This window comes from Methylosinus sp. LW3, assembly GCF_000527115.1.
GTDB lineage: Bacteria > Pseudomonadota > Alphaproteobacteria > Rhizobiales > Beijerinckiaceae > Methylosinus.
This window is the reverse complement of the sequence record NZ_AZUO01000001.1, coordinates 2717458-2736425: the sequence shown is the minus strand read 5'-3', so window position 1 is coordinate 2736425 and position 18968 is coordinate 2717458. Positions and strand designations below refer to the sequence as shown.

General features: G+C 65.8%; 13 protein-coding genes. 7 read left to right on the top strand and 6 right to left on the bottom strand.

The genetic code is table 11. From position 1 onward, the window contains the following. Positions 1-178: 178 nt before the first annotated feature. A complete protein-coding gene (ptsP, locus tag METLW3_RS0113735) occupies positions 179-2446 on the bottom strand; it encodes a phosphoenolpyruvate--protein phosphotransferase (RefSeq protein ID WP_024880467.1) in 2268 nt (755 codons plus the stop codon). 330 nt (positions 2447-2776) lie between these two features. Between ptsP and METLW3_RS0113730 the strand changes: the two genes are divergently transcribed. From METLW3_RS0113730 to METLW3_RS0113720, 3 genes are all read left to right on the top strand, one after another. After that, positions 2777-5617, top strand: coding sequence for a sensor domain-containing phosphodiesterase (locus tag METLW3_RS0113730; protein ID WP_051465428.1), 2841 nt, complete (start codon positions 2777-2779; stop codon positions 5615-5617). Positions 5618-5838: 221 nt separating this feature from the next. Further along, entirely contained in the window at positions 5839-7977 is a 2139-nt protein-coding gene (ligA, locus tag METLW3_RS0113725) for an NAD-dependent DNA ligase LigA (RefSeq protein WP_051465427.1), read from the top strand. Positions 7978-8063: 86 nt separating this feature from the next. After that, a complete protein-coding gene (locus tag METLW3_RS0113720; protein ID WP_024880464.1) occupies positions 8064-9071 on the top strand; it encodes a methyltransferase in 1008 nt (335 codons plus the stop codon). Between the two features lie 273 nt (positions 9072-9344). Here the strand turns inward: METLW3_RS0113720 and METLW3_RS0113715 are convergent, their stop codons facing one another. After that, complete coding sequence (locus METLW3_RS0113715) at positions 9345-10217, bottom strand: invasion associated locus B family protein (RefSeq protein WP_024880463.1); 873 nt, start codon at positions 10215-10217, stop codon at positions 9345-9347. A 125-nt stretch (positions 10218-10342) separates the two neighbouring features. On the opposite strand from METLW3_RS0113715, the gene METLW3_RS0113710 reads away from it, so the two are divergent. Continuing rightward, positions 10343-10762, top strand: coding sequence for a hypothetical protein (locus tag METLW3_RS0113710; protein ID WP_024880462.1), 420 nt, complete (start codon positions 10343-10345; stop codon positions 10760-10762). Here the strand turns inward: METLW3_RS0113710 and METLW3_RS0113705 are convergent. Both METLW3_RS0113705 and ubiG read right to left on the bottom strand, forming a co-directional pair. Further along, positions 10757-12262, bottom strand: a complete 1506-nt coding sequence (locus METLW3_RS0113705; RefSeq protein WP_024880461.1) for a methyltransferase domain-containing protein — start codon at positions 12260-12262, stop codon at positions 10757-10759. The genes METLW3_RS0113710 and METLW3_RS0113705 overlap by 6 nt on opposite strands. 104 nt (positions 12263-12366) lie before the next feature. After that, the gene (ubiG, locus tag METLW3_RS0113700) at positions 12367-13140 is read right to left on the bottom strand and encodes a bifunctional 2-polyprenyl-6-hydroxyphenol methylase/3-demethylubiquinol 3-O-methyltransferase UbiG (protein WP_024880460.1); all 774 of its coding nucleotides are present in this window, start codon (positions 13138-13140) and stop codon (positions 12367-12369) included. A gap of 293 nt (positions 13141-13433) precedes the next feature. Here ubiG and METLW3_RS0113695 point away from each other — a divergent pair, with 293 nt between their 5' ends. Then, complete coding sequence (locus tag METLW3_RS0113695) at positions 13434-14666, top strand: aspartate kinase (protein ID WP_024880459.1); 1233 nt, start codon at positions 13434-13436, stop codon at positions 14664-14666. A 71-nt stretch (positions 14667-14737) separates the two neighbouring features. Continuing rightward, a complete protein-coding gene (locus METLW3_RS0113690) occupies positions 14738-15148 on the top strand; it encodes a DUF2267 domain-containing protein (protein ID WP_024880458.1) in 411 nt (136 codons plus the stop codon). A 42-nt stretch (positions 15149-15190) separates the two neighbouring features. On the opposite strand, the gene murJ is transcribed toward METLW3_RS0113690, so the two are convergent. After that, positions 15191-16729 (bottom strand): murein biosynthesis integral membrane protein MurJ, encoded by a 1539-nt coding sequence (murJ, locus tag METLW3_RS0113685; protein ID WP_024880457.1) that lies wholly within the window; start codon positions 16727-16729, stop codon positions 15191-15193. A 316-nt stretch (positions 16730-17045) separates the two neighbouring features. Then, positions 17046-18005 (bottom strand): glycosyltransferase family 2 protein, encoded by a 960-nt coding sequence (locus METLW3_RS0113675; protein WP_024880455.1) that lies wholly within the window; start codon positions 18003-18005, stop codon positions 17046-17048. A 90-nt stretch (positions 18006-18095) separates the two neighbouring features. On the opposite strand from METLW3_RS0113675, the gene METLW3_RS0113670 reads away from it, so the two are divergent. Next, entirely contained in the window at positions 18096-18950 is an 855-nt protein-coding gene (locus tag METLW3_RS0113670; RefSeq protein WP_024880454.1) for a ChbG/HpnK family deacetylase, read from the top strand. Positions 18951-18968: the final 18 nt, after the last annotated feature.

Below are 18968 nucleotides of genomic sequence, written 5' to 3'. Positions count from 1 at the left end.
GCCGAAATCGACGCGTTCACCCTCGGGAGGGTCGGATGGCGAAGCCATCCGGGGTGGGGTTCCCCGCGAAAGACTCGGCGGAAACACCCCCTCCCGATCGCCTTCGGCGCTCGACCTCCCCCCTCGAGGGGGAGGTGGAAACGCCTCTCCCGGCCAGCTTTCGCGTTTTGGCGCATGCTCAAACCGGAATATCGCGTGCGGCGGCGAATTCGCGCAAAGTCTCGCGCAGGCTCGGCGCGCCGTCCTCCCTGGCGAGCAGCGAGGCCAGGAAAACCTCCGCCTCGTCGAGATTGACGGCGAGAATCATCGCCTTCACCGGTCCGATCGACGACGGCGACATGGACAGCGAGCGATAGCCGAGCGCGAGCAGCGCCAGCGCCTCCAGCGGACGGCCGCCCATCTCGCCGCAGAGCGTCACCGTCTTGCCGGCGCGCTTGCCCGCGGCGGCGATGCGCTCCAACGCGCGCAGCACGGGGGTGGAGAGCGTGTCGTAGCGCTTGGAGACGCGCGTGTTGTCGCGATCGGCCGCATACATATATTGCACGAGATCATTGGAGCCGACCGACAGAAAATCGGCGCGCGCGGCGATGCTGTCCAGCTCCCACAGCAGCGAGGGCACCTCGACCATGGCGCCGAGCTGCACATCGGTCGGCGGCATATGGCCGTGGCGCTGGAGATGCGCGAGCTCGCGATGCGCGATCGCTTTGGCCGCCTCGAATTCCGCGACATTGGCGATCATCGGAAACATGATGCGCACGTCGCGTCCGCCGGCCGCTTTCAGCATGGCGCGGATCTGCATCCGCAACAGGCCCGGCCGATCAAGGCCGATGCGGATGGCGCGCCAGCCGAGCGCGGGATTCTCCTCCTCGATCGTCGCCATATAGGGCAGGATTTTATCGCTGCCGATGTCGAGCGTGCGGAAGGTCACGGGGCGGTCCTGCACGGCGTCGAATACCGCCTTATAGAGCAGGAACTGCTCGTTCATGCGCGGGAAGCGTGGCGCCAGCATGAATTGCAGCTCGGTGCGGAACAGGCCGATGGAGCGCGCGCCGGTCTCGTGCAGATGCGGCACGTCGACGATGAGCCCGGCATTCATATGCAGCGCGATCTCGACGCCGTCCTTGGTGACGGCGGGCACGTCGCGCAGCTTGGCGTATTGCTCCATACGGCGGGCGCGCAGCCGCGCCTTCTCGCCATAGGCGGTCTGCACATCCGGCGGCGGGCGGATGTGGACGTCGCCGGTCACGCCGTCCACGATGACGGCGTCGCCCGCCTCGACGAGATCGGTCACATTGGCGGCGAGGCCGACCGTGGCGATGCCGAGCGCGCGGGCGACGATGCCGACATGGCTCGCCGGGCCGCCTTCCTCGAGCACGAGGCCGCGCAGCCGCGAGCGGTCGTAGTCGAGCAGCGCGGCCGGCCCCATGTTGCGGGCGATGAGAATGGCGTTCTCGGGGATCGATTCGCGCTCGGCGACATAGCTCTGCCCGGTGAGCTGATGCAGCAGCCGATTGGCGAGATCGTCGAGATCGTGGAGCCGATCGCGCAGATAGGGGTCGGTCTGGCGTTGCAGCTTGGCGCGGGCGTCGTTCTGCACGCGCTCCACCGCGGCCTCGGCCGTCAGGCCGCTCAGCACGGCCTCGTGCAGGCGCCGCACCCAGCCGCGGTCATTGGCGAAGATGCGCACCGCCTCCAGCACCTCGCGATGCTCGCCGGCGCCCATGCGGTCGCCATGGGCGACCAATTCATCGATGGAGAGGCGCATCGCCTCTATCGCCGCATCGACGCGCTGGACCTCCGCGGCGATATCCTCGGCGATGAGCTGCTTCACCACGACGCGGGGCTCGTGCAGCACGGCGTAGCCGAGCCCGACGCCCTCGCACATGGGCGCGCCCTTCACCGCCACCGGGCGGTCGAGCGCGAAGCTCTCCGGCGTCTTGGCGATGGAGCGCAGCTCGCCCGAGGCGATCATCTCGGCGACCAGCATCGCCGTCGTCTGCAGCGCCTCTATCTCCTCCTCGGAATAGATGCGCCGCACGCGGTTCTGCACGACGAGCACGCCGAGCGTGTTGCCGCCGCGCAATATCGGCACGCCGAGGAAGGAGTGGTAGATCTCCTCGCCCGTCTCCGGCTTGTAGGAGAAGGAGGGGTGCTCTTGCGCCTCGGAGAGGTTCAGAGGCTCGGCGCTTTTGGCGATGAGGCCGACGAGGCCCTCGCCGGCGTGCATTGTGGTGAGATGCACCGCCTCGCGATTGAGGCCTTCGGTCGCATAGAGCTCGAGCCGCTGATCGGCGCGCAGCACATAGACCGAGCAGACTTCCGCCACCATATTGGACGCGATGAGCACGACGATCTTGTCGAGCCGCGCCTGCGCGCTCACCGGCTCCGCCATGACCTCGCGAAGCCGGCGGAGCAGCAAGCGGGGTCCGCCGAGAGCGCTACGCATCCAGTTTCCTTAGTTTTCGACAGGCTGTAGTCGCCAGACGAGGGCTCTGCGCGGACGCATCTCCCAAATCTAGAGAACTTCTAAATTTCTGCCCTGTTCCTGTTTCAGCGTATATTGGCCCCGTCCGGCCTCCGCAAGCGCGGCCGCTCGGCCGCCCGCGACACGCAAAGACCATACCGGCTTGCAGAGCGACGACTTAGCCGGTACCAGTCAAAATTCAGACAAGAAGAAATCCGAAAGCCGACCGGTCCGCCCCGCGACAATCGGACTTTTTGGGCCTGCGCGCCAGAGACGAGATTCGTGCCGCTATCCAGATATCTGATCGCCCTAATGTTTCTCGTCCTTTGCGGGTCGCGGGCGCTCGCCATCGATTCCGTGCGCGTGCCGCAGGACGCCGCCGCCATCGACCTCACCCATGCGGTCGAGAAATATTCCTCCGAGGGCGACCGACTGCAGGTGTCGACCGCCCCCGGCTCCGATGGAATCATCCGACGCATCGAAGTGGGCGCCAAGGAAGCAGGCACCCGCCCGAGCTGGATCGTCTTTGCGCTCACAAATGATACGGACGAGCAGCTGGAGCGTCTGATCGTCGCCCCGCATTTCCGCCTTCAGGGGTCGGGAGTGATCTGGCCGGATCTCGGCGCGACGCGCATTTCGGCGATCACCGCGAGCCAAGGGTTCCCGCCGGAGCATGAGGAAAGCGGGGACGCCGATGTTTTTCGCCTGACCCTCGATCCCGGCACGACGATCACCTATGTCGCCGAGCTGCGCACGCCCAATCTGCCGCAGCTCTATCTGTGGGAGCCGGACTCCTACAAGGACAAGGTGACGAGCCTCACCCTCTATAAGGGCATCGTCATCGGCATCGCCGGCCTGCTGGCGCTGTTCCTGACCATCGTCTTCGTCGTCAAAGGCGCGGTGATCTTCCCGGCGGCGGCAGCGCTCGCCTGGTCGGTGCTGGCCTATGTCTGCATCGATTTCGGCTTTTGGGCCAAGATTTTCGGCGTCGATCCCAACGCCGACCGCATTTGGCGCGCCGGCGCCGAGACGGTGCTGTCGGCGACCTTGGTGGTGTTTCTCTTCGCCTATCTCAACCTCAACCGCTGGCATGTGCGCGCCTGGCATGTGGCGGCGCTCTGGCTGCTGATTCTCGCCGATCTCGTCGGCCTCGCCATTTTCGACGCGCCAGTGGCCGCGGGCGTCGCCCGCATCTCGCTGGCAACCGTCTCGGCCGTCGGCTTCGTGCTGGTCCTGTATTTGGCGACGCATGGCTTCGACCGCGCCATCATGCTGATTCCGACATGGTTTCTGCTGCTGCTCTGGGTCTGCGCGGCGGGCTTCACCGTGGCCGGCTGGCTGACCAATGATCTGGTCTCGCCGGCGCTGGTCGGCGGCCTGGTGCTGATCGTCATGCTGATCGGCTTCACCGTTATGCAAAATGCCTTCGCCAGCGGCGGCCTCGCCCATGGCGCGATCTCCGACACGGAACGCAAGGCGCTGGCGCTGACCGGCGCCAATGAGATCGTCTTCGACTGGGACGTGCCGGCCGATTACATCTATGTGAGCCCGGAGGTGGAGGAGCAGCTAGGCCTCGACCGTGGCGGGCTCGAGGGGGCGGCCTCCTCCTGGCTCGCTCTGCTGCATCCTTTCGAGCACGACCGCTATCGCGCCTGCCTGGACGCGCTGCTCGAGCAGCGGCGCGGGCGCATTAATCAGGAATTCCGGCTGCGCGCCGCCGACGGCCATTATTTCTGCTACCGGCTGAGGGCGCGGCCGGTCATCGGGCCGGACGGCGAGGTCATCCGCGTCGTCGGCACGCTCATCGACGTCACCGACGAGCGCAACGCCCGTGAGCGGCTGCTGCATGACGCCGTCCACGACAATCTGACCGGCCTGCCGAATCGCGAGCTGTTTTTCGACCGGCTGGAGGTGGCGCTGGTCTTCGCCGGTCTTGAGGCTGGGCTGCGTCCGACCGTGCTCGCCGTCGATATCGACCGTTTCCGCCAGATCAACGAGCAGGTGGGCGTCGCCACCGGCGATTCGATCCTGCTCACCATCGCCCATCGACTGACCCGGCTCTTGCAGCAGCAGGACACTCTGGCGCGGCTCGACGGCGATCGTTTCGCCATCATCCTCGTCTCCGAGACCGACGTCGACCATGTGATCACGCTCGCCGATTCGGTGCGGCGCACGCTGGCGACGCCGGTGCGCTTCACCGATCGCGAGATTTCGCTGTCGGTGTCGATCGGCGTGGCGCTCTTCGACAAGGAATTGCATCCCGACCGCCACGAAATGCTGGAGGACGCCGAGATCGCGCTGCGCCACGCCAAAAAGCTCGGCGGCAATCGCATAGAGGTGTTCCGCCCGGCGATGCGCGCGCAACGCTCCGATCGGTTGACCCTTGAGGCCGATCTGCGCCGCGCGCTGGAGCGCGGCGAGATCAAGGTGTTCTTCCAGCCCGTGGTGCGGCTCGAGGATCGCACCATCGCCGGCTTCGAGGCGCTTCTGCGCTGGGACCATCCGCGCCTCGGCCAGCTCGATCCGAGCGAGTTCGGCCAGGTCGCCGAGCAGACCGGCCTCGTCGTCGATTTCGGCCTTTTGGCGCTGGAGCGCACGGCCCGCGAGCTGGCCGCCTGGCAGCGCGCGCTCGCCGTCGATCCGCCGATCTTCGCCTGCGTCAATATCGGCTCGCGGCAATTGCTGCGGCACGATCTCTTGCGCGATGTGAAGAGCGTGCTGATGCGCAACGACATCGTCAAAGGCAGCCTCAAGCTCGCGCTCGGCGAGGGGCTGGTGATGGAAAATCCCGAATATGCCGCGCAAATGCTGGGCCGCATCAAGGAGCTGGGCGCCGGCCTCGCGATGAGCGATTTCGGCTCCGGCTATTCCTCGCTCGCCTATCTGCAGAGCTTCCCCTTCGACACGATCAAGATCGGCCGCTCCTTCACGCGCCAGACCGGCAAGGGCTCGCGCGCGGTGATTCTGCGCTCGCTCATCTCGCTGGCGCATGATCTCGGCATGGATGTCGTCGCCGAGGGCGCCGAGACGGAATCGGACGCTATCGAGCTCTATCAGCTCGGCTGCGCCTATGCGCAGGGCTATGCCTTCGGCCGCCCGATCAGCCCGATGGAGGCGCGAAGGCTGGTGGGCGCGGCGCCCGAGGCGGCGTAGGGCTGGGACTCTCCTTCTCCCACTCGGGGAGAAGGTGGCCCGACGAAGTCGGGTCGGATGAGGGTCCTTTCGAATATCCATACGCTTTGCGTCATCGCGCAAATAATCGTAAACGGCGAGATCGGCGCGAGCCCTCATCCGACCCTCGCTGACGCGAGGGCCACCTTCTCCCACAAGTGGGAGAAGGGGCGCGCGCTGGTTTTTGATGCTCGGATGTTGTCATGGCCTCTGATGACGCTCCTTCCCGCAAGCGCGGACCAAGACCGCTGACGCCGATCGAAGATCTCTCGCCGCGGCGGGCGAAGCTCGAATATTCGCGGCTCGCGGAAGAGCTCGCCGAATATGACCGCCGCTATTATCAGGAAGACTCCCCCGCGGTCAGCGACGCCGACTATGACGCGCTGCGCCAGCGCTATGAGGCTTTGGAAAAAGCCTTTCCCGAGCTTTCGTCCGACGTTTCGCTGACCAAGAAGGTCGGCTCGGCGCCGGCGGAGAAATTCGCGAAAATAAAACATGTCGTGCCGATGCTCTCGCTCGGCAACGTCTTCGCGGAGGAGGAGGTCCATGAATTCGTCGCGCGCGTGCGGCGCTTTCTGGGCTTTTCCGACGAGGCGCCGCTCTTCTTTACCGCCGAGCCGAAAATCGACGGCCTCTCCTGCTCGCTGCGCTATGAGAAAGGCGCGCTCGTCTATGCCGCGACGCGCGGCGATGGCTATGAGGGCGAGGACATCACCGCCAACATCCGCACGCTCGAAGAAATTCCGCAGCGCCTGCATGGCGAGAGCTGGCCGGATGTGCTGGAGGCGCGCGGCGAGGTCTATATGCGGCGCGAGGATTTCTTCGCGCTCAATGAGCGGCAGGCGGCGGCGAATAAGCCGCTCTTCGCCAATCCGCGCAATTCCGCCGCGGGCTCGCTGCGCCAGCTCGATCCCAAAGTGACGGCGAGCCGGCCTTTGCGCTTCTTCGCCTATAGTTGGGGCGAGGTGAGCGTCATGCCGTCCGACACGCAATATGGCATGGTGCAGGCGCTGGCGAGCTTCGGCCTGCCGACCAATCCGCTCACCAAAATTTGCGTCAGCGCCGAGGAGATGCTCGCGCATTTCCGCGACATAGAAGCGCGCCGCGCCACGCTCGGCTATGACATAGACGGAGTCGTCTACAAGGTGGATGACATTGGCCTGCAAATCCGTCTCGGATTCGTCTCGCGCGCGCCGCGCTGGGCGGTGGCGCATAAATTTCCCGCCGAGCAGGCCAAGACCATCGTGCGCGGCATAGACATAAATGTCGGCCGCACCGGCGCGTTGACGCCGATCGCGCGGCTGGAGCCGGTGACGGTCGGCGGCGTCGTCGTCTCCAACGCCACGCTGCACAATGAGGACGAGATCGCGCGCAAGGATATTCGCGTCGGCGACACGGTCGTCGTGCAGCGCGCCGGCGACGTCATTCCGCAGATCGTGGAGGTCGTTCTCGACAAGCGGCCGGAGGGGACGAAGCCTTATGAGTTTCCGCATGTCTGCCCGGCCTGTGGCTCGGCCGCGGTGCGCGAGATCGATGAGAAGACCGGCGAGGCAGATGTCGTGCGCCGCTGCACCGGCTCGCTGGTTTGTCCGGCGCAGGCGATCGAGCGGCTGAAGCATTTCGCCTCGCGCAACGCCATGGACATAGAAGGGCTCGGCGACAGGCAGATCGAGGCTTTCTTCGAGGAAGGCCTTATTCGCACGGCCTCCGAAATCTTCACTTTGGCCGAACGAAACCGAGCGAGCCTCACCAAGCTCGAGAATCGCGAGGGCTATGGCGAGACCTCGGTGCGCAATCTCTTCGTCGCGATCGACGCGCGGCGCAGCGTGCCGATCAATCGCTTTCTGTTCGCGCTCGGCATTCGCCATGTCGGCGAGACCAACGCCAAGCGCCTCGCGCGGCATTTCGCCGATTTCGCCAGCCTTCGCGATACTGCGCGCGAGGCCGCGCCGGGAAGCGAAGCGCGCGAGCGTATCGAAACGATCGAAGGCATTGGCGGCGTCGTCGCCGAGGCGCTCTATGACTTCTTCGCCGAGAAACACAATGAGGACGAGATCGAAGCGCTTCTCGCGCATGTGACGCTAGAGCCCATGCCGCAGATCGAGAGCGCCTCGCCCGTCGCCGGCAAGACGGTGGTCTTCACCGGCGCGCTGGAGCGGCTGACGCGCGATGAGGCCAAGGCGCAGGCCGAACGTTTCGGCGCGAAAATCTCCGGCTCCGTGTCGAAAAAGACCGATCTCGTCGTGGCGGGGCCGGGCGCGGGCTCCAAGCTGGCCAAGGCCAAGGAGCTCGGCGTCGAGGTCATCAGCGAAGAGGAATGGTTCACGCGAACGGGACAGTAGGGGCGCGGTCGACCGCCGTCGCGCGAAATGGTAAGACGAGCCGCTATTTTAGATGCGCGCGGCGAGATTCGTTTGTGAGGACAAAGATGAGCCAGCTCTCACCGGAAAAAATCCTCGGTCTCGGCTTCGCCTTTTGGAACTCGAAAGTCTTGCTCTCGGCGGTCGAGCTCGGCCTGTTCACCGTTCTGGCGGAAGGCCCGGCCGACGCCGAAACGCTGCGCGCCCGCCTCGGCCTGCATCAGCGTTCGGCGCGCGATTTCTTCGATGCGCTGGTGGCGCTCGGAATGCTCGAGCGCGAAAACGGCCTCTATCGCAACACGGCGGAGACCGACCTCTTTCTCGATCGCGCCAAGCCGAGCTATGTCGGGCAAATATTGGAAATGTCCAATCTGCGTTTGTTCTCGAGCTGGAACCGCCTCACCGATGCGTTGCGCACCGGCGCGGCGCAGAGCGAGAACGCCGCCGAGGGGGATTTCTTCGGCGCGCTCTACGCCGATCCGCAAAAGCTGCGCGGCTTCCTCACCGCGATGAGCGGCATAAGCGCCGGTCCGGCGCAGGCGATCGCCGCGAAATTCCCGTGGAAGGATTATGCGAGCTTCGTCGATGTCGGCTGCGCGCAGGGCATGGTTCCCGTCACGGTCGCGCGCGCGCATCCGCATCTTTCCGGCGGCGGTTTCGATCTGCCGCAGGCGCAGCCGGTGTTCGACGATTTCGTCGCGCAGAACGGCCTATCGGATCGGCTGCGCTTCTATCCGGGCGATTTCTTCAAGGATGCGCTGCCCAAGGTCGACGTCATCGTCATGGGGCATATTCTCCACGATTGGAATCTCGAGGAGAAGCGCCTGCTGCTGGCGAAGGCCTATGAGGCGCTGCCGAAGGGCGGGGCGCTCATCGTCTATGAGGCGCTGATCGACGACGAGCGCAAGACCAACGCCTTCGGCCTGCTGATGAGCCTCAATATGCTGATCGAGACGCCCGGCGGCTTCGATTACACCGGCGCGGATTGTCAGGGCTGGATGCGCGAGGCCGGCTTCTTCGAGACGCGCGTCGAGCATTTGCTCGGGCCGGATTCGATGGTCGTCGGCGTGAAGTGAGTCGCGCGATTCTCGCCGACCTTCGCCGCCGCGACGTCATGGCCGGGCTTGTCCCGGCCATCCACGCCAACGCGCCGAATCGTCTTAGAAGTTTGGCGTGATGCAGAAGCTCCGGCGGCGCACGACGTGAGATCGTCGATGGTGGGCGCTTTCCTTCGTTTTCTCAGCTGCTTGGCGTGGATGGCCGGGACAAGCCCGGCCATGACGGCGGCAGTGTCTCGCGATGCGCGAATCCGATAGCCCGCTGCGCGGGAGAGGGGACGTTCCGCGCCTCTACGGGCATTCCTTCTGCACGCGGCCGAGCGCGTCCGAGAGGCCCTTCAGCGAGTAAGTATCGGTCGTGGCATTGCCCTTGGCCGAAGGCGCCTTGACGATGAGCTTGGAGCCGTTCTTCAGAGCCTCGACGAATTCTTTCTCCTTCGCCGGATTCTTCACCCAGGCGTTGGCGCCTTTGGTCACGAGCTCGAAATTGTCGCCGTCTATGTCGGCGCTGGCGGCGCCGCCGTCCTTGGCCGCGAAGCCCAGAATGATCGCCACCTCATTGCGAACGCCTTCGGCCGGCCGCGTCGAGATGAAGACATAGGCCTTGTCGCGCTGCAGCTTCGCCGGCTGGCGATCCTTCGGCTCGGCGAGCGCATAGCAGGTCTTGTCCTTGCCCTGCCCATGCGCGGTCATGGCGTTCCAATCGCCATAGGAGCCGATGGCGGTCGGCGTCTTGGCGCCGGCCTTCTCCTTCTCGGCCGGCTTGTCCTTGCCGGCTTTGGCGTCCTTGTCCTTGCTCGCCTGGTCCTTGCCGCCTTTGGCGGGCTTGCCGTTCTTGTCCTTGGCGGGCTTGGCGTCAGGCTCCTCGGAATCATCCGCGGCCGCGGCCTTTTTCGCGTCCGCAGGCTTCTTCGCCTCGGCGGCTTTTTTCGCGTCCGCGGGCTTTTTGGCGGCGTCCGGCTTTTTTGCTTCGCCCGGCTTGGCGGGCTCGGCCTTTTTCGCCTCCGGCTTTTTTGCCTCCGACTTGGCGGGTTTCTTCTTATCGGCCTTGGTTTCGGCGGCCGCATCCTCGGCCGCCGGCTTTTCTTTGGCGAGCGCCGGCGCCGCGACAGTGAGGCCGAGGCCGGCGGCGAGAAGGAGGGGGAGGACAGAAGGGCGAATCATAGCGTGAATTCTATCGTCCGAGCCTGTGGCGAACCAGTGGCGGCGTCGCAGATGAAAGCCGATCGCTGGAATGTTTCCTGCTTGGCGCGGGCGCGCGAAAGACGCGCGCGAAACGGGATGTTTCCATGGCCAGACGGCACATTCTCTATATCGAGCGCGGCAAATTGCCGGACCGCGCCGCTCATCAAAAGGCGATCGACGCCGCCAAGATCGGCGTCGCGCTGGATCACGACTACGCGCCCTTCGCCGTCGAGGGCTATCTGCCCTGCACATACGACGGCGAGGACGCCGGCTTCGACATTCGCTTCTCGGAGCGCGACACCGCTGCGGCGCTGTCGCCGGAACTGGCCGCGGCGATCGGCGGCCGCGATGCGCAGATCGCTATCAAATGGTCCAGCGATCCCCGCGAGAAGATCGCGGCGCTGGCCTTCAGCGCCGCGCTCGCCAAGGATTTCGACGCGATCGCCCATGATCCCGAGAAGGACAAGATCGTCGCCGCCGACGCGCTGCTGAAGCAGGCGAAGGCGGCGCTCGACGAATTATAGAGTTTCGCGCCGCCGCAGCAGGACCAGCCGGCCATCGACCGGCTGGTTGGCCTCTATGCGGATCGTCGTCGCCCGCGAGACGAGCGGGGAGAAGTCCTTCTGCGAGAGCGTCTCGATATAGGCCGGATCATGCGCGAAGCGGCCTGCGGGGTCGAGCGTGTAATCCGCGCCGGCGCCGGTCTCGAAGCTGAACGCGAAGACGCCGCCCGGCGCAAGATGCGCCGCCACGCCGTCGAACAGCGCCGAGAGATCGCCGAGATAGATCAGCAAATCCAGCGCGACGACGAGATCGAAGCGCTCGTCGCAGTCGGCCAGGAACGCTTGCGCGTCCTGTTCCACGAGCTGCGCATAGAGCCCGCGCTCGCGCGCTTTTTCCAGCATGCGCGGGGAGAGGTCGACGCCGACGATCTGCGCGCCGAAGCCGGCGAGCATGGGCGCCGCGAGGCCGGTGCCGCATCCGAGGTCGAGAATGCGCGGAAAGCTGCGTGCGGTTTCCGCCAGCAGCGGCTGCAATGTCTCCGGCAGCCGATAGCCGAGCGTCTCTGTGAGATGACGGTCGAAGTCCGGCGCATAGAGATCGAAGCAGGCGGCGATATAGGCCGGCGAGGCGCGCTCGCGCGGCGTCCCGCGTAGCGCGTCGAGATGGAAAGGGATGATCTGATCCTCAGGCGCCGCGCGCAGCAGCGCCTCGCCGAAGCGAATCGCCGCCTCCTTATGGCCGAAGCCGCAGAGAGCGCGGAAGACGGTGCGGCCGATGCGCGCATCCTCCTCCGCGTGAAGCCCGGCGGCGCGCCGGTAGGCGGCGAAGGCTTCTTCGGGCGAGGCTTCCAAAGCCGTTTCCACGCAAGCGGCGAGCGCATATTTGCGGACGATCGCGGCTTCCTCCGGTAGAGCGGCGGCGGCCTGTTCCAGAGCGGCGCGCGCGGCGGCGAACTCGCCGATCAGATAGAGCGTCTGGCCGTAGCAGGCGTAGAGGCCGGGCGTGGCGACGCCGCGATCCAGCGCGCCGCGCAGCAGCGTGACGGCCTCGTCATAGCGGCGGCTCTCGAGGCAGATGAGGCCGAGCCCTGTCGCCGCCTCGGCGCAGGCGGGGTCGAGATCGAGCGCTGCGAGATAGGAATGCTCGGCGGTGGCGGTCTCGCCGATCTCGTTGCAGAGGCTGGCGACGGTGAGCCAGACCTGCACCCGGCTCGGATCGCGCTCGAGCGAGGCGATGAAGCATTGCAGCGCGTCGGCCTTGCGGCCGTCGAGCCAGAGCACAGCGCCGAGATCGGCGAGGAGATGGGCGTCCTCGGGCGTCAGCGAGGCCGCCGTCGTCAGAGCGGCGACGGCGCCGGTCACATCGCCCTCCTGCCAGAGGCCGAGGCCGAGATAGCGCAATGCTTTGACCGGTGATTCGCCGGCGTCCATCATTTCAGCGAAACGAGGAAAGCGCGCGCGCCAGACGCCGAGCGTGTCGATGAGGTCCGGCGGCGACGGCGGAGAAATATGCAGACTCATGCGGCTATGCTCCCGAAACAAACGGGACATAGTCTGCCGCGCGGAGCTGTCGTCAGGCTTGCCTGGCGCGTCATCCGCGCCGAGGCTCGCTCGGACGCGGAACGTCAGCCGTCCTTTTTCGCCGCCATCATGTAATTCACATCGGTGTCGTGGCTCTTGCGCCAGCTGCGCGTCAGCGGCTGGAAGCTCATGCCGGAGCGGTCGATCTCGCGCAGTCCGGCGCGGCGCAGCCAGGCGGATAATTCGTCGGGCCGGACGAATTTGTCGTGGTTGTGCGTGCCGCGCGGCACCCAGCCCAGCACATATTCGGCGCCGAGAATTGCCAGCGCATAGCTCTTCAGCGTGCGGTCTATCGTGGCGAGAAACAGCATTCCGCCGGGCTCGACCAGCGAGGCGAGCGTCGCGATGAAGTCGCTCTGTCCTTCGACATGCTCCAGCACCTCCATGGCGACGACGATATCGAAGCGCGCGCCTTCCGCGGCCAGCGCCTCGGCGGTGCTGTTGCGATAGGCGATGTCGAGGCCGGAGCGTTCCGCATGGCGGCGCGCCACCTCTATATTATTGGGCGCGGGATCGACGGCTGTCACCTTCGCGCCCAGCTCAGCCAGGGATTCGCTCAATATGCCGCCGCCGCAGCCGATATCGACGAGCCGCAGCCCTTCGAGCGGTTGCGCGTCATGACGGTCGCGCGGCGCACCATCCGTGCGGAAATGGCGGCATGCGTGGTCGCGGATGTAGTCGACGCGAACCGGGTTGATGTCGTGCAAAATGCCCATCTTGCCCGAGGCGTCCCACCACAGCTCGCCGAGCCGGTCGAAACGGTCGACGTCTTTCGGGTCGATGCTGGCGGAATGGGGGCGGTCATGATGCTGCGGCACGCTTGTCCTCTTTTGTTCGGCCTCGGCGGCCGCTCTCGCGATCTGGAGCTCTCCCTCGTGCTTCGAGACGGCTCCTTCGGAGCCTCCTCAGCATGAGGGAGAGGATTGCTCCCTTCACCAGTGGCGCTCCTCATGCCGAGGAGCCCGCGTAGCGGGCGTCTCGAAGCACGCGGAACCCCGCCGCGGCGTTGACACCGGCGGCGGGGGCGTCACATATACGCCCGCTTTTGGTCGGATGCGAGCGGCCATCCGGCTCGCCCGAGCCGGGCCCGTGTTTCCAATCTAGGTCGGTCATGGCTCGTCTGGTGATGAAATTCGGCGGCACCTCGGTCGCCAATGTGGAGCGCATCCGCAATGTCGCGCTCCATGTGAAGCGCGAGGTGGAGGCGGGATATAAGGTCGCTGTCGTGGTCTCGGCCATGTCCGGCAAGACCAATGAGCTGGTCGCCTGGTGCAAGGACGCCGCCGCTCTGCACGATCAGCGCGAATATGATTCCGTCGTCGCCTCGGGCGAGCAGGTGACTGCCGGCTTGCTCGCCATCGCCTTGCAGAATCTCGGTCTTCCGGCGCGCTCCTGGCTCGGCTGGCAAATCCCGATCCTGACCAGCGACGCCCATGGCTCGGCGCGCATCCAATCTATCGACGGCTCCGCTTTGCGCGCCGGCTTCGATCGGGGCGAGGTCGCCGTCATCGCGGGCTTCCAGGGAGTTCACCAGCCGAGCGGCCGCATCACCACGCTCGGCCGCGGCGGCTCGGACACCAGCGCCGTCGCCGTCGCCGCCGCCATAGAGGCGGATCGCTGCGACATTTATACGGATGTCGACGGCGTTTACACCACCGATCCGCGCGTCGTTCCCAAGGCGCGGCGCATGGAGCGCATCGCCTTCGAGGAGATGCTGGAGATGGCCTCGCTCGGCGCCAAGGTGCTGCAGGTGCGCTCGGTCGAGGTGGCCATGGTGCATGGGGTCCGCACCTTCGTCCGCTCGTCCTTCGACGATCCGGCCCGTCCCAACAGCGGCACGCTGATCTGCAAAGAGGAGGATATAGTGGAAGCCCAGGTCGTGACAGGCATCGCCTTCTCGCGCGACGAGGCGCAGATCACGCTTCGCCGCGTCGCCGACAAGCCGGGCGTGGCGGCCGCCGTCTTCGTGCCGCTGGCCGAGGCCGGCGTCAATGTCGACATGATCGTGCAGGTCGCCTCCGACGCGACCATGACCGACATGACCTTCACCGTGCCGGCCGCCGAATATGAGCGCTGCCTCTCCATTCTCGAGAAGGCCAAGCCCTCGATCGGCTATGCCGGGCTCACCGGCGCCAAGGATGTGGCGAAGGTCTCGGCGATCGGCATCGGCATGCGCAGCCATGCCGGCGTCGCCGCCCGCGCCTTCAAGGCGCTCGCCGACAAGGGCGTCAATATTCGCGCCATCACCACATCGGAGATCAAATTCTCCGTGCTGATCGACGCCGCTTATACAGAACTCGCCGTCCGCACGCTGCATTCGCTCTACGGCCTCGACGCCGAGTGAGGCCGGCTGCGAATTCGTCGCAATCGCCGCGTAATTGTCGAGACTGAGCTTTTTAAAAATAGGAGCCGAGCATGGAAGAATTGATCGCCCGCATTTCCACAGCGCTCGGCGTCGAGCCCGAGACGGCGCGCCTCGCCGCCGGCCATGTGCTCGGCTTCTTCCGCAAGGAATTCCCGGACGGTCCGGCCGCCGATCTCATCGCCAAGCTGCCCGGCGCCGAGGAGGCGATCGCCGCGGCCGAGGCGGCTCCGGCTGCGGATGGCGGGCTGCTCGGCGGCTTGCTGGGCGGGCTCGGCGGCCTCGTTGGCGGCTCCAAGGGCGATCTGATGGCGCTCGCCGGACGGCTCTCCAGCGTCGGCCTCTCCATGGATCAGAGCCAGGCGCTCGCCAAGGAGTTCTTCGCTCACGCCGAGGGGCTAGTCGGCAAGGAGAAGCTGAAGGAAATTACCGATTCGGTGCCGGGGCTGTCGCAGTTTTTGTGAGACGGCTCTCGTCCGAGCGTCCAGCCGGTGGACAGAAGCGAGTTAGCGTTGTCTGCGTCGCAGCTGCGACAGGCGCAGACCGAAGGCGCGCAGGCAGACGGCGAGAACGCTTCCATAGACGAGCGCTCCCGCCGCGCCGAGCAGCAGCAGCGCGGCGATGTCGCGTAAGGGACCGAGGCGCCCAGCCAGCGCCATCGCCGGCCCATAGCCATAGAGCGCGGTCGCCAGCAGCGGTAAGCTGGCGCAAAGGCTCGCGATCGAAACACGCAAAAACGTCTCGTCGAAGCGCATCGCCCCGCGATGCAGCGCGAGGCCGATCAGCGCCGCTAAATTGATCCAGAGGCCGACGGAGGTCGCCGTCGCGAGGCCCGGCGCGCCCATCGGCTCATAGAGCGCGATCTTCAGCCCCACATTCACCACGACGGCGCCGAGCGCGACATACATGGGCGTCTTGGTGTCGCCATGCGCCTGAAAGCTCGCGCGCGCCGAGGCGATCAGCACCAGCGCCATCAGCCCGCCGCCATAGGCCGCGAGCACATCCGCCGCCGCGGCGGCGTCGGCATGGGTGAAGGCGCCGCGCAGGAAGACGCCGCTCATGATGAGCTCGGGGATCGTCACGAAAGCGATGAAGAAAGGCGCGGCCAGCGCGATGGTCAGCGCCATCACGCGATTTTGCGCGGCATGGGCGCCGTCCTCGTCGCCGGCGGCGATGCGGCGGCTCATCTCCGGCAGCAGCACAGTGCCGGCCGCGAGGCCGATGACGCCATTGGGCAGCTGATAGATGCGATCGGCGTAAGTGATCGAGGAGACGCCGCCATCGGGCAGCATAGAGGCGATGATCGTATCGGCGAAAATGGCGATCTGCCCACTCGCCGAGCCGATCACCGCCGGCCCCAGCATCAGGAAGAATTCGCGCACGCGCGTCCAATGCGGCCGCGCGAGGCCCTCCATCACGCCGATCATGCGCGCGTTGGCCATCAGCAGCGCGAGCTGCAAGACGCCCGAAATGGTCACGCCCCAGGCGGCGGCATAGGCCGCGCTCGGAAATAGAAAGGCGACCGCGAGCGCCGCCATCATGGAGAGATTGAGCAGATTGGGCGCGAAGGCGGGCGCGGCGAAGCGGCCATTGGCGTTGAGCGTGCCCTGATGCAGCGTCACCAGAGTCATGCACAGCAGATAGGGAAAGGTGATGCGCGTCAGCGAAACGGTGAGCTCGAATTTCTCCGGCCGATCGTCGAAGCCCGGCGCGAGCAGCGCCACAAATTGCGGCATGAATGCGTAGATCAGAACGAGCAGCACGATCTGCGAGGCGAGCAGAAGCGTGAACACCTCGCTCGAAAATTCTTTCGCCGAGTCTTTTCCCTGCTGCTCGAGCGCCTTGGAATAGCAGGGGACGTAAGCGGCGTTGAAGGCGCCTTCGCCGAAAATGGCGCGGAAATGATTGGGCAGCTTGAAGGCGACGAAGAAAGCATCCGCCGCGAGCCCGGCGCCGAGAATGCCGGACAGCATCACATCGCGCAGAAAGCCCGTGATGCGCGAGAGCAGCGTGAAGCCGCCGACGGAGAGGAGATTGCGAATCATCGGCGGCGGCGCCCGCGATACACACTCCCCTCGAGGGCTAACAGATTCACACATTGCGAGACGCTGTGGCCGTCATGGCCGGGCTCGTCCCGGCCATCCACGCCAAGCAGCTGAGAAACCGAAGGAAAGCGCCCGCTATCGACGGATTCATCCCACGGCGGGCGCCGCCGGAGCTTCGGCGTCAGGCCAAACTTCTTAAGCCGCCTCGGCGTCCTGGCGTGGATGGCCGGGACAAGCCCGGCCATGACGTCGCGGGGGCGAGGATGTGTGCTTTCAATGGCCCTCGAGAGGGAGGTGGCGCGCGCGTGCTGGATCGTCATTGTTCTTCCACCCCCACCCGCTCCGCGACGAGATAGAGCGGGCGTCCTTTCACCTCGCCGAAAATGAGGGCGATATACTCGCCGAGCACGCCGAGCGAGAACAGCTGCATTCCGCCGAGAAAGGCGATGGAGACGATCAGCGAGGCGTAGCCGGGGACATCCACGCCATAAAACACCGTGCGCCAGAAATAATAAGCGGCCATGGCGAGCGCGAAGGTGGAGACGATGATCCCCACCACCGCCCAGACCTTCAGCGGCACGGAGGAGAAGGACATGAGCCCGTCGAGCGCGAAGCGGATGAGCTTGGCGTAATTGAATTTGGAGCGGCCGGAGGCGCGCTCCTCCACCTCGAATGGCACGCCGATCGATTTGAAGCCGATCCAGGCGAACAGCCCTTTGGAGAAGCGGGCCCGCTCGCGCATGCGCGAGAGCGCGTCGATGGCCTGGCGGTCGAGCAGGCGGAAATCGCCGGCGCCGCGCGGCAGCGGCGTCTCGCCGAAACGATCGAACAGGCCGTAGAACAGATTGGCGAAGAGGGTGCGCAGCAGCGGCTCGCCGGCGCGGTCGCGGCGCACGCCATAGACGTTTTTATATCCCTCGCGCCATTTGGTGATGAATTGCGCGATCGTCTCCGGCGGATGCTGCAGATCGGCGTCCATTAGCACCACGGCCGCGCCGCGGGAATGGTCCAGCGCGGCGGCTATGGCGATCTCCTTGCCGAAATTGCGGCTGAAGGACACCGCTTTCACGCGGGCGTCCTCTTTATGCAATTCGCGCAATCCCGCGAGCGTTTCGTCCGAGGAGCCGTCGTCGACGAAGACGATCTCGAAAGAGGCGGCGGAGCGCTCCAGCACGGGCTTCAGCCTGTCGATGAGCGGGCGAAGATTGGCCGCCTCATTGAAGACAGGGATGGCTACGGATATCTCCGGAGGCGGATTTTCGGCTTTATCGTCCATCGCTCGCCTTATAGGTTCGAACCGGGCAAGACCTAGGCGGGCGCGCGAAAATGCGCAAGCGCGTCAGAGGGGCGGGGAAGGGAACAACGAATGGCGGCGCAACGCTCGATCGCGCTCTGCGCGGACGATTATGGCCTCTCTATGGGCGTCAGCCTCGGCATTCTCGAGGCGCTGGACGCCGGCAGGCTGACGGCCGTCTCCGCGCTCACCAATGTCGATCGCTGGCCGGCCATGGGGCGGGAGCTGGCGCGCCGCCGGCATGACGCCGACATTGGCGTGCATTTCAATCTGACGCTCGGGCGTCCGCTCACCAATATGCCGAAATTCGCGCCCGGAGGCGTGTTTCCGCCGCTGCGCGAGGTGATCCGCGCCGCCATGCGCGGAAAGCTGCCGATGGAGGAGATCAGCGCCGAGATCGACCGCCAGATCGACCGTTACTATGCGGTGATGGGCCGCGCGCCGGACCATCTCGACGGGCATCAGCATGTTCATGCGCTGCCCGGCGTGCGCACGGCGCTGTTCGACGCGCTGGAGAAGCGCGGCCTCATGGGCGAGAAGCTCTGGCTGCGCGACGCCGGCGATCGGATGCATCGCATCGTGATTCGCGGCTCCGACATGCGCAAGGCGCTGGTGGTGCGCGCCATCGGCCGTGGCTATCGGCGCGAGGCGGTGGCGCGCGGATTTCTGCTCAACGAAGGCTTCGCCGGTTTTTCCGATTTCGATCCGCAGAGCGATTACGCCGCGCAATTCGAAACCTATCTGCGCGCGCCGGGCGAGCGGCATCTCGTGATGTGCCATCCCGGCCGCGTCGACGAGGATTTGCGCGCGCAAGACCCGGTGACGGTGACGCGCGAGCAGGAGCTCGCCTTTCTGCTCTCATCGCGCTTCGAGGAGGTGATGATCAATCGCAGCGCCGCGCTTGCGCGCCTCAGACGCGAGGTGTGATCCCCTTCGTGTCGAAGA